The 15,363-nt window shown below is 46.9% G+C and carries 10 protein-coding genes; 1 reads left to right on the forward strand and 9 read right to left on the reverse strand.

Annotation, left to right across the window (positions count from 1 at the left end; all coding sequences use genetic code 11):
* The first annotated feature begins 2 nt into the window (after window positions 1-2).
* Complete coding sequence (locus tag B1748_RS08625) at window positions 3-800, forward strand: response regulator transcription factor (RefSeq protein ID WP_087567487.1); 798 nt, start codon at window positions 3-5, stop codon at window positions 798-800.
* A gap of 31 nt (window positions 801-831) precedes the next feature.
* Here B1748_RS08625 and B1748_RS08630 read toward each other — a convergent pair whose 3' ends face one another.
* From B1748_RS08630 to B1748_RS08670, 9 genes are all read right to left on the reverse strand, one after another.
* Window positions 832-2,118, reverse strand: a complete 1,287-nt coding sequence (locus B1748_RS08630; RefSeq protein ID WP_087567488.1) for a uracil/xanthine transporter — start codon at window positions 2,116-2,118, stop codon at window positions 832-834.
* Between the two features lie 174 nt (window positions 2,119-2,292).
* Window positions 2,293-3,717 carry a sulfatase-like hydrolase/transferase gene (locus tag B1748_RS08635; RefSeq protein WP_087567489.1) on the reverse strand — a complete coding sequence of 475 codons (1,425 nt, stop codon included), beginning with the start codon at window positions 3,715-3,717 and terminating at the stop codon, window positions 2,293-2,295.
* A 30-nt stretch (window positions 3,718-3,747) separates the two neighbouring features.
* Entirely contained in the window at window positions 3,748-6,339 is a 2,592-nt protein-coding gene (locus B1748_RS08640) for a glycoside hydrolase family 2 protein (RefSeq protein WP_087567490.1), read from the reverse strand.
* A 41-nt stretch (window positions 6,340-6,380) separates the two neighbouring features.
* On the reverse strand, window positions 6,381-8,642 hold the full coding sequence (locus tag B1748_RS08645; RefSeq protein WP_087567491.1) for a helix-turn-helix domain-containing protein: 2,262 nt from the start codon (window positions 8,640-8,642) through the stop codon (window positions 6,381-6,383).
* 153 nt (window positions 8,643-8,795) lie between these two features.
* Window positions 8,796-10,331, reverse strand: a complete 1,536-nt coding sequence (locus B1748_RS08650) for a type 2 periplasmic-binding domain-containing protein (RefSeq protein WP_179215482.1) — start codon at window positions 10,329-10,331, stop codon at window positions 8,796-8,798.
* Between the two features lie 28 nt (window positions 10,332-10,359).
* Window positions 10,360-11,235, reverse strand: a complete 876-nt coding sequence (locus B1748_RS08655; protein WP_087567493.1) for a carbohydrate ABC transporter permease — start codon at window positions 11,233-11,235, stop codon at window positions 10,360-10,362.
* Window positions 11,236-11,256: 21 nt separating this feature from the next.
* Complete coding sequence (locus B1748_RS08660) at window positions 11,257-12,114, reverse strand: ABC transporter permease (protein ID WP_306299318.1); 858 nt, start codon at window positions 12,112-12,114, stop codon at window positions 11,257-11,259.
* Window positions 12,115-12,488: 374 nt separating this feature from the next.
* Window positions 12,489-13,937 carry an MDR family MFS transporter gene (locus tag B1748_RS08665; protein WP_087567495.1) on the reverse strand — a complete coding sequence of 483 codons (1,449 nt, stop codon included), beginning with the start codon at window positions 13,935-13,937 and terminating at the stop codon, window positions 12,489-12,491.
* 2 nt (window positions 13,938-13,939) lie between these two features.
* The gene (locus B1748_RS08670; protein ID WP_087567496.1) at window positions 13,940-15,331 is read right to left on the reverse strand and encodes an MFS transporter; all 1,392 of its coding nucleotides are present in this window, start codon (window positions 15,329-15,331) and stop codon (window positions 13,940-13,942) included.
* Window positions 15,332-15,363: the final 32 nt, after the last annotated feature.

Raw genomic sequence — 15,363 nt, forward strand, 5'->3', positions numbered from 1 at the left:
TCATGTACAAGGTATTATTGGTCGATGACGAAAACAGAATCACGCGCGGCTTGCAACAGATCATTCCTTGGGAGCAATTACGTTGTATCGTAGCAGGTACCGCATACAATGGAGAAGCAGGCTTGAAGTTAGCCGAGGAAACGAAGCCCGATATCATCATTACGGATATCAATATGCCTTACATGAACGGTCTGGAGATGATTGCCGCGCTTAAGCAAAATAAACATTCGATTAAATTCATTATTCTAAGCGGATATTCCGATTTTCAATATGCCCAAAAAGGAATTCAGTTCGGCGTTTTAAATTACGTGCTTAAACCAGTGGACGAACATGAATTAGAGAGAAGTATTAGGCAAGCCATTACTGAAATTGAAGATGAACGCCTTAAAAACGATCAAATTGCAAGCTTGCAAGCTCAGTACGGCAAATTTAATCCAGGGCAAGCTCCGCTTGATGCCGAAGTGCCAGAAGGACACCGGCAAAAGGGAATGATCCAGGACATTAAAAGTTATATAAATGAACATTATGCAGAAAATCTATCGCTTGTCGCTTTAGCTGATCTTTTTTTCATTAATCCCAGTTACTTAAGCCAGCTGTTCATGAAAAAAACGAATACTACTTTTCTTAATTATTTAACCTCCGTACGAATAAGCAAAGCCCAACACCTGTTAAAGGAGACAGACCTTAAAGTGTACGAAATCAGCAATCAGATTGGATACAAAGATACCAAATATTTCAGTAAAATATTCGAGAGGACCACCGGTTTAAAACCTGTCGAATACAGGAATCGGCAGGTTTAAAATCATAACGGGTCCGATAGACAGTGAGTACTTATGGGCCGACTTTATCCCAATTGATGAGCTTTTCAAGCAATATCGATAATAGAACACCCATAATAAATCCATTCGTAAGCAAAGGTTGCAAGAGCGCGGGCATTCCGCTAAACAGAGTCGCGTCTACATTCATAATGCAGACCCCTACCAGAAGAGGGAGCGCCAAACGATGAATCGTAACGGAATTGAAATCATAACCTTTAATGCCTTTTAAGGATGTCCCCAATAATTGCAAATACGCGGCAAACAATACCGCATTCCCCACTGTTATAGGCAAGGTTGCCAGAATTCCCCCGAGAAATGGGATTATCCCCAGCAACGACATCAACCCTCCGCCAATTAAAAAGGGTTTGCGATCGAAGTTTCTTGTGCTTTCCAAAAAACCGATGCTAGAGGCAAATGTCGCATATGAAACCAGTCCCAGAACGGACGCCGGAATAGAAAACAAGCCTGTTAGCACATACGAACGTCTCAATTGGCTTTCCGTTGCTTTTTGCTGCAATAAATTAGAAACGGCTCGGACGGATGCGATCGTATTGCTTAAATTCACGAAGCTGGCCAAAAATGTAACCGCGATAATGCTGACATTTAAATTTGGCTTTCCAAACGGGAATATCGGGAAGCTTAGTGAAGACTCAACGTCAACGGATTGTCCTGACGGAAACACAAGCACATACAAGATCCAGCCTACGACCATTCCGATAAGGATGGAAAAGTTCCCGATCGCCGGTTTCCCTTTTATTTTGAGCAAAATGACGAATATGGCAATGCCTATGGAAAACAAACTTACGGGCATGTCCAATACCCCATCTGACGAGGTCTTCAGCATGCCCTTGAAAAAGATTAAAATCAATTGAAACGTTAATAAAAACAAAAAAACATTCATGACCATCGGCGTAAAGATTTTTTGAATAAAGCCAAGGAGATTCAATGCCCCTAGCGTCGCAACAACGAATCCGGCAAGCAACATCCCGGTGGCAATGCCTCCGCCAATCGATGTCAAGCTCATGCCCATGGAAGAGGCAGATGCGCTTAAAGTTAACGTTAACCCCCACATGACTCCGGAATGTCCTTCCAGAAGCGGATATCGGTGGCCGATAAACCCCTGCAGCATGCAAGCAATTCCCGTAAAGATCAAAGAGCTTCGCAAAATTCCGGCTATATCATGTGTCGGCAGATCGAAGGCTGAGCCCACAGATAGAGGAACAACGACCGTATTGGCAAAAATAAAAAACAACCATTGTACAGAAGCAAGCGGTAATGTCCATGATGTATGTTTTCGCATGTTTTCATTATCCTATGTTTTGTTTAATTGTCAACATGAGCTGTTCCATCGTTCTATACACCTAAACCAATACACGGCATCGAATTGCGATTTTACCAAACCGCAAATTCGAGGCCGTGTGTTTTGGTTAATACTATCATTCCTCTAAAGCAAAAGATCATTCCATGGTCGATATCAACGATCCATGTCTGCAAACTCCCTATCTTGAACCTCGGCCAAGCGAACGAATAAACGCTCATGCATTCGTTTTTGAAGTTCGACATAGACGCCCTCAAAAGCGTCATCGAGGAGGTTTTCCGTTTCATACGGGTCGTTTTGGGCATGAATCAGGCGGATGGCCTTTACGGTAGAATCCCTTTTCTCGACAGCGTAGAAATACGTCCCGTCAAACAAAGCTCGCCAGTTTCCGACGCCAAGCAAAACATCCTGCTGGCAAACGCCTTCCCCGCTGGTAATCCAGGCCGCCTGCGATACGCCGGGCAAATTCGTTGAAGGTTTTATGCCGGCCAGCTCAAGCAGCGTGGGCATAACGTCCACCGAATTGATAAGCGCGTCCGTCCCTTTTCCCGAAGGAACCCCTGCCTCCGGCCCCCATGCGATAAATGGAGTCCGGTAAGCATTCTGGTACGGCAAGCTCTTTTCGCGCAGAAAATTGTCACTCAACATATCGCCATGGTCCGATGTAAAAATGACAATCGTATTTCGGGACTCTCCCGTCCGCTCTAGACAATCCATCACACGCCCGATCTGCTCGTCAAGGCAAGTGATCATCGCGTAGCATTCCTTCAGAAAAATGCTGGTGAGCTTGCGGAAACGCTCAGGAACATTGGGATCCAGCGTCAACTCCGTTTCGTCATACCTATCCAAATACCGCTGCGGAAGCAATTGGGTCAGCAGCGACTGAGGAAATGTGCCGCAAAATGCCAACGGATTGGCGACATTCAGCATCTCTTCCGTCAATCCAAGCTCCAGGCTTTGGTTCAACTCGCGTATATATTCTCGCGTTGCCGGCATACCGTACAAGGCCGGCATCGTGGCAATATGCGGTTCGCTGTAATTCAATTGCAAAAGCCACGGCTTGCTTTGGTGCCGCTCGATAAAGTCCATCGCGATTTCGCTGCGCACTTCGGCTCCATATCGGCCGTAATACTTCGTGTCCAGCATGCCTCGTTCGTCGTATATCGGCGTATCCCAGTGGTGGTCGCCGCCCGTTCCGTACCAGTGTTTCCAGCCGAGTCGATGCTCCGGTCTGACCCATCCGTCCTTTTCCTCGATCTCGTCCAGGCCGAAATGGGATTTGCCGACAAAACAGGTTTCATAACCTGCCTCGCTGAAATACTCCGCCACGCCTTTAAAACTAGGCGTAAATAAATCCGCATTGCTCCTTACTCCATGCTGGTGCGGATATAAACCGCTTTGCAAAGAGGTTCTGTAAGGCGCGCACACGGGCGACGCAGATACGCTGTTCGAAAAGGTTACGCCCTCCCGCGACAATTTGTCGATAACCGGTGTTTCTACATCCCGGTTTCCGTAGGCGCCAACCGCTGTTTTACGCAGTTGGTCGGCCACAATAAGCAGTATATTCGGTTGAATCATCATGCAACGCCTCCAAGCTGAGATGGCAAAAGATCATTCCACGGTCGAGCGCTTTTGAAAGCCTTTAATCTCGATGACAGGGCGGACCGATAAGTCCGTCTCATCTGGTTGGGCTTCAAAAAGCAGTCCTTTTTTCTCCACGCAGGTGACCGTCATCGTGATCGTCTCCCCTGGGAATAAACTTTCGAACGCCCCATCCGCAAGGAGCCAGAATCGGTCGCTCGTTTCTTCCGGATAGAGATGCAAAGCAACGACAGCGCCCGAATTTGTAATCCGGTAACGATAGTTGTGCTCCGGACCACTCAAGCTCTCGTTTGTCCATTGTTCAACCAATTCTATATCAAGCCTGGAGTCCTCCAGTTCCAACGCAGGCGCATAAACGGCCTCATCCCTGACGGAGAAAGTATACAGATTGCGGTTTTCGCCCGATGCAGCGCCTTCCAGCGTCAATCGTACAAAGAACAGCTCCTCCCCCGTTCGCGGCACTTCGAAAACAAGCTCGCCGATCTCAAGCGCTTTGTCCGCTTCGGAAACTCCCAGGAATTGCTGTTCATGAAGCAGTTGCCCGTGTGCGTTAAGAACCTGGGCAGTCACTGCGGATTGCTCCGAACCACCTGCGCGATGAACAAAGATCCCTGCTTTAAAGCTCTCGCCAGGCTTATAGTTTAAGCGACGGTAATCAAGCGACACATGGTTTGGCGAGAATGCTTTCCTTGCCGAGTAATACGCCATTTTGCCTTCGCCGTAATAATCGACCAGGTTCGTACAGGATACGTTCGGCCAAGGCTCGTTTAATTGCCAAATAATGCTGCCGCTATTCCGGAACTTCCGTCTGCGGTTCGCTTCCAGTATGAAACGCAATCCTTCCGACTGGATCCATTGACTGCAAGCGACGAACGTCTCCAGGTCAGGCACGGCCCCAAACATGTTAAGCTCGCGGCTGTAGGTATCCCACCATTCTCCATGATGGCGCCACACGCTGCTGTTCTCCATGGACGCAGGAGCAAGATGCGTCTCGCTCAAGCATTTCCGAATGCTCTTTGCCGAGTTTAAGCCATCGACTCCGAACTCGCTATGGAATAAGTTATCCGACTCTCCATACAGCTCATAATGATTCGGATTTCCTTCATACTTCCACCATCCGTGTATATCATGGCTTACGCCCTTCTCCCGGGTAATATGTTCGACGGGACCGGAAGCCGAGGTAGGCAGGAACAACCGCTGCGGATCATAGGCTTCGACCAGAGCCTTCAACATGGACAGATTCTCATCCTCATAGGTCGACGGCACTCGGGATTCGCTCATCAGCTCGTTGCCGCCGCTCCAGACGCTCAAGCTTGTATGGTTCCGACGGTCCTTAAGCGCCGCAATAGCGGATTGCTCCAGCAACGCAAGAAATTCCGGCCGCTTGGAAGGGACATTATCGATACCGGAGCTGGATTGAATAAATTCCTGCCAGACCATAATGCCATGCCTGTCGCATAAGTCGAAAAATTCCTTCTTCTCGACAATTCCCCCTCCCCATACTCGAATCATATTGATGTTGGCATGTTTTGCCAAACGAACGATCCATTCGTATCTGGATAAGCTGACATTACCGTACAAATGATCAAGCGGCGTCATATTGACGCCTTTGATATAGACTTTCTTGCCGTTGATGACAACGGTATAAGGGAGCGCCTCCTCGGGACTGTCCACGTTGCTGACGTAATTCAGGCTCCGAATTCCTACCTTGTATATTTTTTCGTCGAGCAACGATTCTCCATGATGTAGGAGAATACGCATCTCATACAAAGGCTGTGCACCGTATCCGTTGGGATACCACAATTCGGGAGCTTGGATCCGAAACTCGGTGGAGTATGAGCTGTCGTCGGCAGGAATGACCGCCGCCTGCTCGCCTGCCTGATTTCCTTGCGGATCCGACAGGATCACGCTGATTGTCAATTGTCCCGCGATACTTCTATAGGAACGAATATCCGTCGATACGGTTATAATGCCTTCCCCTTCGGAATCCACATCCGATCTTACATAGACATTGTCCATGGAATGGGATTGATGAACCTTGAAGACTACGTCTTCCCATAACCCTATATTGACCAGCCGCGTCGAGAAATCCCATTTATAGTTGAAACGGCTCTTTTGGGTAAAGGTCTGCGACGTTTTTCCGATTTGCCCCATCTCATCCGGTACATGCTTGAGAATCATCATAAGCTGGACCGTATCTTTTTGCTTAAGTACCTCCGTTACATCCAGAACGGCCGGGTGGAACATGCCTTTATGCTCCCCTAGCCACTGGCCGTTCATATAAATGATAGCTTCATAATCCAAGCCTTTGCATATAAGCTCTATTTTCTCGCCTTCAACATCCGGCCGGGGAAACTCCGTCTTATATACCCACCAACGATGCTCCACCCATTCGCACAGAAGACTGTTATTGTCTTGGTACGGATTGTCGATCAGCCCCGCCCGGAACAGGTCGTAATGCACGCCTCCCGGAACGGTTGCCGGCATCCAATCCGTTACTCCCATGAGCTCCATGCCGGTTTCCGCACTGTTTCGCAGCATCGGCACCCAAGGCCAAAACCCTTTTACCTGCCACTCCATGGCCGATAAGGAAATTTCCATAACGCTCCACACCTCTTCTGTTTGTATACCTGACTAAGGTTCTACGACCGCAAGCTCTTTCGATATTCATTCGGCGACATTCCCGTCTGACTCTTGAACACTCTTCGGAAGGTCTGTTCCGTATACCCCACCTTCTCCGCAATATTGTAGATCGGATCATCCGTCTGTTCGAGTTGCTTCTTCGCTTCATCTATCTTGATAGAAGCCACATATTGCAAGAAATTTTGGCCCGTTTCTTTGCGGAATAACCTGCTGAAGTAAGAAGGATTCAAGTTCACTTGCTCCGCTACGAGATTTAAAGAATGATCTTGGTCAAGAGTCATCGCGATATATTGTTTGGCCGATTCGATGATTTGCGTTCCTTTACTTTCATTCTCCCGTTCGATCAGCAGGAAGCAGGAGATAATCCATTCTTGCTTAAACCATTGTTCGATCTCTGTAAAGGACTGTGCTTTGAGTATTTTTTCATAGCCGTTTTTGTTGAGCAGCTCGTTAACCGCTTCGTAAGAGAAGTAGTTCAACCCTTGAATCATGGCGTCATAGAGCATCAGGAAGATTTGCCGGTAGGTTTGATCCGAATACGTTTTTAGTCGGATGATTTCCACGAACTCGTTGAAGCTGCTTTCCACCTCCGACTGATTCGCGCTCCGGAGCTCCTTCACGATTTTTTTGCTTGTATCAAAGGGATATTCGAACCGATCCTTCACTTTTATCACATCATTTATATCCAAAATTTGTTCATCCTCTCGGATGATGCGATACTGCAAGGCTTCTATCGCTTCTAAATAGGAGTCCCTTAGCTCGAACACGGAATGCCTGAGTCTTCCTAAACCTAAGGTAGCCCGGAATTTCAGATACGTCTTGATCGACATAATCAGCGCCTGCGTAATCTGCTTGCTTACCTGCTCCGCCTGCGCATCGCTTAGATCTCGCGGATAATACAAGATGAAGATCGTTTGATTGACCTCGGATCTTCTAAACGAATCGCCCTCCAGATGATAATGGCGGATCAAGTCCTCGAAAATATTAGACATCGCCGCGTGAACCAAAGCTTCATCTTCCACTTTAAAGCTTTTGTATAACAGATAATCCCCGGCATCGATAATAAAGGCAACACATTTTTGATCGTGGGGAATTTTGTGCCGTTTTAACAAATCAGGCAAATCTTTTTCCGATTCGGAGTAATAGCCGGCCAATAAAGCAGACAAAAACGATCTTCTCAGTACCGGTTCGTTTATCTGCAAATCCTCTTTGAGTAATTGCCATCTGGCACGCAGCCAAGACCATTCGTCCTTGTTGTCGATCTGGCCCTCCAGAGCGTAATTTTCGGCTTTCAACCATTGATAAATAGGGGCATACAGCCTTCTCGAATTGATGTAGATGATGACTCCGCCCGTCACAATGGCCAAAAGGCTGATCAAGATGGTTACCCAAATAATCTCGGCTACAAATCCAGCCTGAGCATTTAGGGGAATCAATAGAGCCGTATAATAGCCGGTCTTCTCCGATTGAATATAAAGCGCGGTTAGATTGGACGGCTTGTCCTTCCAAATGTCGAATTGCCGCTCATTCCCTTTGATCCATTCGAGTCCCTTCGCTGCTTGACTCCCATCGATGTTCCCCTGTTTTCTGCTTAAAATAGGCTGAAGCTCGGTATCCAAAAAGTACAAGTCGCCCATTTCAATAAAATCAATATCCCTTAAAATATCGGCAAATGCATTGTGATTCATATGCACAGTCAAATAAGCCCGGGGCGTCTTGGAGAAAGCAGGCAGCGCGATGGTATAGGAAACGACGCGAAAATTAGCGTTTGTCTGGTAATGCCACTCGCCAATCGGTCCGTGCTTTGGATAATCGGAGATCCACTCCTGATCCAGCATCGTTATATACCTGTCGTTAAACAACACCGCTTTGCTGTCGACGAAATAAAACGACACGCCATAACTGCCTTCAATGGATTGATTGAGCAGAGCCAGCTTTTCTTGCGCGTCCATCATTTGCTGGGAGCTTAACGAGCTGCTGTTCGTTTGGGCTGCCCTGACAAGATCCGCATCAAACACCAGAGAATACAACGCTTTCCTTGCCGCTTCCAATCGTTCGTCTACCCGTGATTGCAGCTGCCCCAGCATATTCATCCGGGCCTGATAATTTTGTTTCTCCATATTGTTTATCGTTATGTTATAGCTAATGGAGGAAATAAGAATAATAGGCACCACGACAGATACAAGTCCATAACCAATCAGCCTGTAAAAATATTGTTTGGAACGCCGTTTTTTCAGCAGTTGCTTTAATAAGCGAATCATCTTTCCCCCACCTTCCCTTCATCCGGCAGACGTTTAAGTCTTGCAGGACGAGGTGCGGGTTAAAAACCGCCTCATATAGCAAGCCAGTAAAGTCGTTTTTTTGCATAGACAGGAAGCCCGGGAGAATCCCCCAGGCCTCCATTATGATGTCATCTAGCCGTTCATAAGATCATATTGCGCTTTAAATTCTTTCATCATTTGCTGAACCGTTGGATTTGCCTTCAATTGCGCCACGTATTTATCCCAATCTTCCATGCTGGCTTCGCCGGTCGTAACTTTAACGATTGTAGCATCCAAATCCTTAAATACGTCCGCATAACGGTCCGAATACGTTTCGGAGATCAGCGTGTCGAACAGGCTAGCGGAAGTAAGCTCAATGTGCTCATCGATACTTTTAATTAACTCTTCTTCAAGGCCGTCAATCGTGAAACCGTTTTTGGTAACGTCATTGTACGGTCTGTATTTGTTAAGGAACACGATCGTGCCTTGTCCCGCCTCTTCGTCGCGCAGCTTGACCTGGGCTTCCGTATCGTTTACTTTCTGGCCCTCTATGCTGTCGTAATGAACGCCTTCGATTCCATAATTGATCAGATTGTTGATTTCCTCCGAAGCGGTTTTGTCCAAGTAAGCCAGAATTTGCGGAACCTTCTTCTTATCCACGCTGGACGGGATTAACCACATGCCATAGTAGCCCAGCTTTTGTTGGCCCGTATAACCTCCCGGTCCCTGGATCGGACTCAGGTTCGTGAAGCTGGCTTCAGGAAGTTTTTTCTGAATGTCTACCGTATATTCGCCTGCTGCATGCAGAGGAGTGCTGTACATGCCGCCAAGTCCTTGGACAAGCATATTTTTCATGTCGCTGTTTTTCATCAGGAAGTACTCTTTCGGCATTACTTCGTTGGCATACAGATCATTCATATACGCCAAGTATTCCTTATAGTTATCCGTCATCCAGTTCAACAACATCATATCATCTTCAAATTGCGGCTCATGGACGCCAAATGCCCCAAGCAGGGACAGGCCTCTCCCGACTAATCCGTAAGTGTCTTTTTTGCCATTGCCGTCTGGATCCTTCTCGCGGAAGGCGATCAACACTTCTCTTAACTCCTCTAATGTTGTCGGAGCTTTCAGATTAAGCTTGTCCAGCCAGTCTTTTCTCACCATGAAACCGTCGGCATTTAACCCAACGGGACTTGGAATGCCATAAATTTTGCCGTTAATCTTCGAATTGTTCCAGATCAACTCCGGAATTTCCGTCATATTAGGGTAGGCGCTCAAGTCGAACTCGCTCAAATCGTGGAAAGCCCCTTGATTTATCGCTTTTACCAAAGTAGGCGCCTTGCTGTTGAATGCATGCACAAGATCCGGGAGGCCGTTCGCAGCCATAACCAGATTGAGATTCTGATCGTAGTTGGATACCGGAACAACCTGAATATCCAGTACCGTGTTTGTTTCTTCTTGCAGCTTTTTGAATATGGAGCTGTTCTTGATATCAGCCGGAGGCTGGCCCCAGACTCCTGTCAGCATGCTGATGGATGTCGCTTCCTCATTCGCAGGCGTATTCGTTTCAGTGCCATTGGCGGCAGGACTGCCCGCAGGCGCTCCGTTATTTGAATTGTTGCCTGCGCAAGCTGTTAAAAATACAAGCATTGCCGATATGATTATCGCCGTTTTTTTTCTAACGTTCATGGTCATAACTCCCCTATTATATAATTATTTATCCCTTAACCGAACCGAGCAATACGCCCTTTGCAAAATGTTTCTGTAAAAATGGGTACACAACCAATATAGGAAGCATAACTAACACAAGAGAGGCCATCTTGATCGTCTCGGAAGGAGGCGGAACCCGGTTAAACTCATCGAAATTAATCGATGAACCCATACTCGTATTCGACTCAATGATCATCTGTGATAGAAATACCTGCAGAGGCCATTTTTGCGGATCCTGGATGTAGAAAATACCCGAAAGATAAGTATTCCATAGGCCGACTGCAAAAAACAATGAAAATGCTGCCATTATTGGCTTTGACAATGGCAATATGACTTTTTGGAAGATTTGCAGATCGTTAGCGCCATCGATATAGGCCGCTTCTTCCAGACTTCCGGGAATGCTTTTATAGAACGACCTGACTACAAACAAAGCCCATGGATTCGTTAATCCCGGCAAGATCAAGGCCCACAAAGAATTCATCAGGCCAAGCTCTTTGATTAACAGATAGCTTGGAACTAATCCTGCGTTAAAAAACAGAATCAGCAGCACCATGTAAGTGAAGAACTTCCACCCCGGCATGCCGTTTTTGGTCAGCACGTAGGCGAAGGTCATCGTAAAAAACAGATTTAATACCGTACCAACCACGGTAATAAACACCGTGGACTGGAGCGAGTTCCACAGTTGGCCCGTCCCTAGAACAAATTTATAAGCATCCAGGGAAAAGTCTTTAGGTATTAATAGAAATTCTCCCTGAACATAGGTATCCGGATCCGTTAATGACACCGAGAATACATAAAAAAACGGAAATAACATCGTTAATGAAATTAGAGTCAAAACGATATAGTTTACGACATCTCCGAATTGGAGTTTTCCCTTTGTCATCGCTCCTTCCTCCTTCGATTATTAATACAATCCATCTTCGCCGGCTTTTTTGGCAAGATAGTTGCCTCCTACCACAAGAATAAGTCCGGCCACCGACTTGAACAGTCCGACCGCTATACTATAACTAAAGTTTCCGCTAAGAATGCCCTGCTGGTATACATAGGTGTCGAATACTTCCCCGACATTCTGCACCATAGGGTTCAACATTAACAGAATTTGTTCAAACCCGACGTCGAGCATGTCCCCCAATTTCAAGATCATCAGAATTACGATCGTAGATCGGATGGCCGGCAATGTCACATGCCATATTTTGCGTAATCTTCCGGCCCCGTCAACGGTTGCCGCCTCGTACAATTGTTGGTCCACTCCCGCGATCGCCGCAAGAAAAATAATCGTTCCCCAACCCACTTCCTTCCAAACATTTTGCCCGACCAGCAGACCGTAAAAGTATCGCGGCTCCGACAAAATAGATATTTCCGCAAACCCCATAAAATTTAATGCCTTATTCAGAAACCCGATATCGAAGGAAAAGAACAAGAAGGTAAAGCTCACTACGATAACCCAAGATAAGAAATGCGGCAAATAAATAATGGTCTGCGTGATTCTCTTGAAAGCTTCCGCCCGCACCTCATTTAACATTAAGGCCAAAACGATAGGAGCTGGAAAAAAGAAAATCAGATTCAAAATACTGATGGTCAACGTATTTCGAAGCAAAGGCCAAAAATCCCCATAGGTAAAAAATGTTTTGAAATTTTCAAAGCCTACCCATTCGCTTTCCCAAAAGCCTTTGAACGGATTGTAGTCTTGAAAAGCCAACAAAATTCCCCACATCGGCAAATACTTCATAATCAGGAAAAACAGAAAACCGGGCAAAGCCATGAGGTACATCCATCGGTAACGAATGATCCGTTTCCAAAGAACAGATGAACGTTTTGATGTCTGACTTGTTGGTACATGCTGATCAAACGTTTCTAAACTTGCGATTTGACTCCCCCCCCTTCTAAGCTGTCCGCAACGCTAAGGCTAAATATATCAGAACAAAATCCAACTAAAAGATTGAATATTCGACACAGGCTGCATGTGCGAAAAGTCATTGACACATCAGGCCTTGGGCATCTTTACGATCATTTTTTTACATACGAAGAGGGGCTGAGGTAAAGAAATGATCGCTTGCAAATTGCTTGCTCTGCGTATCCCGACAACGCAAAAAAGACACCTGATAAGGTGTCTCCCTGATATTCTGTTCTTAATCCCTATTCCGTTGGAGGTTGCGATCGTTTCGTAAAGAGCGCCACGGCAAGCGCAAGTAGGGCGAAAATAAAGCCGAACAGAAATGCATTTTGCACGCCCGAAACCATTGCCTCCGTTAGTTCGACCGGAGCGGTCGGATCGGACGATTTCTCCAGATAACTGCGTTGCCCTGCAGTCATGATGCTGATAAAGAACGCGACTCCGATCGCACCCGCTACCTGGGACAAGGTATTGAGAATAGCCGTTCCGTGAGGATAATAACGCCGCGGAAGCTGGTTCAAACCATTGGTTTGCGCCGGCATCATGATCATGGAGATAGACACCATCATACAGACATGCAAGATGATAAACGTCATCTTGGACGTTTCCGCCGTTACCTGCGTAAAGAACCACATCACGACCGCTAATAGCACAGCCCCGGGAATAATCAACGCTCGGGGACCAAAACGGTCAAACGCCTTTCCGGTTAACGGGGAAAGAAACCCGTTCAAGATACTGCCCGGCAGCATAATCAGTCCCGAAGCATAGACGGTCAGACCAAGAGCCCCCTGAAACAAAAAGGGAAGCAGAGACATCGTCGAGAACATCGTCATCATCATAATGCACAACAGAATCGTTGTAAAAGTAAACAAGGGGTATTTGAACGCACGCAGATCCAATAGCGGATCCTTCAATTTCAATTGACGCAGCACGAACAAAAGAAGCGCTGCAAAACCCACCAAGATGACTCCGTAAACCTGCGGGCTGTCCCATCCCTCGCCGGAGCTGCTAAATCCATACACGATCCCGCCGAATCCTATCGTAGATAAAATGATAGATACAACATCCACTTTCGGTTTCGTAGGCTGAGAGACATTTTTTAAATATATGAATGCAAAAATGATAGAAAAGAGCGCGAACGGTATAACGACATAAAATAACCATCTCCACTCCAATGATTCCAGAATGACACCCGAAAGCGTTGGCCCGATAGCAGGCGCGAACATGATGACGAGTCCGATACTCCCCATTGCCGCTCCCCGTTTTTCCGGAGGGTATAATAAAAGGATCGTGTTCATCAGGACAGGCATCATTAATCCCGTACCTCCGGCCTGCAACAAACGACCGATCAAAAGAACCGAAAATCCGGGGGCCATGCCGCTAATGAGAGTGCCTAAGGTAAACACGATCATGGCGCCCAGAAAGACTTGTCTTGTCGTAAACCACTGCACCAGTAACGCGGAAGCCGGAATCAGAACGGCAACAACCAGCATATACCCGGTCGTAAGCCATTGCAGCGTCGAAGCAGACACATTCAATTCAATCATTAATTGAGGAAAAGCAACGCTCAACAGCGTTTCGTTCAATAAAGAAAAGAACGCCCCAATGATTAAGGAGATTAAGATCGGGAGTCTCTTTACATTCCCAAGCTTCAGAGAACTCGGAGCAGCGGTCGAAGTTGGAGTGTTCATCATTAACCCCTCTTCATTTGTTTCATATTTTTGCTCAACCCGGGAACACCCGCCGGAAACAGATAACGATACAGCACGACTACGGCAATGATCACCAGGGACATGACAATAAATATGTTGCTGTACACATAAGCCCCTTCATTTGTAATCAAGGGATTGAACTGCATGGAAGCGGTGCCCTTGTCGAGCATTTTCCCGACTACGCTCATGGCCATCGCGCCAGAGATGAAATTAATCATGGAGAGCAGTCCCATGCCTACGCCTGTTTCCTCTTTGGACAACGTCCGCGAAATCGTATTGGACATCGCGATCTGCATGAAAGTCTGACCCACGTTTCCTAGTATCAGAATAATCGCGATGACATATGCGGATAAGCCGATAAAGGTAGATAATAAGAAGAAGGCTAAAAATAACAACACCGAAGCGACGAATACAAGCGCGAAATTGCCTCGGTCGTCGGCCAACCTGCCGCCCTTGCGTCCCATGATGGCCGAAGCAATTGCCGCTGGAACTAACACGAAACCAATATTAGCAGGGGACAAACCGTTTACCGCCGCTAAAAATTGAGGGGTCATAAATGTCATGCTAAAGCTCATTGCCGTCGTCAAAAAAGCAAGGAGCAACCCGATCGAATAGGTTTTGTTGCGGAACAGCCCCGGTTTAATAAAGGGTTCTCCGGCTTTCCGAATCCGGATGATAAATAAGGCCAGCATGACAAGCCCTCCGAGGAACAACCAAACTTGCATCTGCGTAATCGCAAGCAAGAAGACTGCGACCGCAACAGCAAGCAAACCGCCGCCAAGGACATCGATACTTCCCGCTTTCCCTTTCGCATTATCCAAATACTTCCGAAAGAAAGGAAGCGTCAGCAGCGGAAGCAAGGAAAGGACGAACATGAGTCTCCAGCTTCCAAAGCTGGTGATCAATCCCGCAGCGACCGGGCCCAAAGCATTGCCTAGCGCCAGCCCAACCGCGGAAGTGCCGAGCGCCCGCCCCCTTTTCTCGGGAGCAAAATATCGGATGGGAATGATCATCGCCGTTGCAGGAAGAACAGAAGCACCCGCTGCCTGAATCACGCGCCCCAATATGATAAGCCAAAACTCATTGGCAAGCAGACCGATCAAAGAACCGATAGCGAAAATTAACAGTCCGTACGTCAACAAATCCTTCAGCCGATATTTATCCGCCAATTTCCCCATCACGATGGACCCTACCGCGTATACGACCATATAACTTGTCATTATCCAACTGACTTGCGAAGGAACGAGACTGAACTCCTTGCCTATCTCAGGTAGAGCGACATTGAACATCGTACCGTTCATAACCGAAAATATCAACGTGACAACAAGAATCTTAAGCAGCTTGTCCGCGTTTTGCGATGATGCGTCCGTCATAATCGGAACCTCTTTTCTATTCCTAGTAAATT

This window comes from Paenibacillus sp. MY03 (assembly GCF_002165585.1).
GTDB classification, from domain to species: domain Bacteria; phylum Bacillota; class Bacilli; order Paenibacillales; family Paenibacillaceae; genus Pristimantibacillus; species Pristimantibacillus agaridevorans.

What these genes read in the sequence shown, in the direction of transcription:
- B1748_RS08625 (WP_087567487.1), top strand. Translation starts at nt 3, where the DNA reads ATGTACAAGGTATTATTGGTCGATGACGAAAACAGAATCACGCGCGGC.
- B1748_RS08630 (WP_087567488.1), bottom strand. Translation starts at nt 2,118, where the DNA reads ATGCGAAAACATACATCATGGACATTACCGCTTGCTTCTGTACAATGG.
- B1748_RS08635 (WP_087567489.1), bottom strand. Translation starts at nt 3,717, where the DNA reads ATGATGATTCAACCGAATATACTGCTTATTGTGGCCGACCAACTGCGT.
- B1748_RS08640 (WP_087567490.1), bottom strand. Translation starts at nt 6,339, where the DNA reads ATGGAAATTTCCTTATCGGCCATGGAGTGGCAGGTAAAAGGGTTTTGG.
- B1748_RS08645 (WP_087567491.1), bottom strand. Translation starts at nt 8,642, where the DNA reads ATGATTCGCTTATTAAAGCAACTGCTGAAAAAACGGCGTTCCAAACAA.
- B1748_RS08650 (WP_179215482.1), bottom strand. Translation starts at nt 10,331, where the DNA reads ATGAACGTTAGAAAAAAAACGGCGATAATCATATCGGCAATGCTTGTA.
- B1748_RS08655 (WP_087567493.1), bottom strand. Translation starts at nt 11,235, where the DNA reads ATGACAAAGGGAAAACTCCAATTCGGAGATGTCGTAAACTATATCGTT.
- B1748_RS08660 (WP_306299318.1), bottom strand. Translation starts at nt 12,114, where the DNA reads ATGGCTTTGCCCGGTTTTCTGTTTTTCCTGATTATGAAGTATTTGCCG.
- B1748_RS08665 (WP_087567495.1), bottom strand. Translation starts at nt 13,937, where the DNA reads ATGAACACTCCAACTTCGACCGCTGCTCCGAGTTCTCTGAAGCTTGGG.
- B1748_RS08670 (WP_087567496.1), bottom strand. Translation starts at nt 15,331, where the DNA reads ATGACGGACGCATCATCGCAAAACGCGGACAAGCTGCTTAAGATTCTT.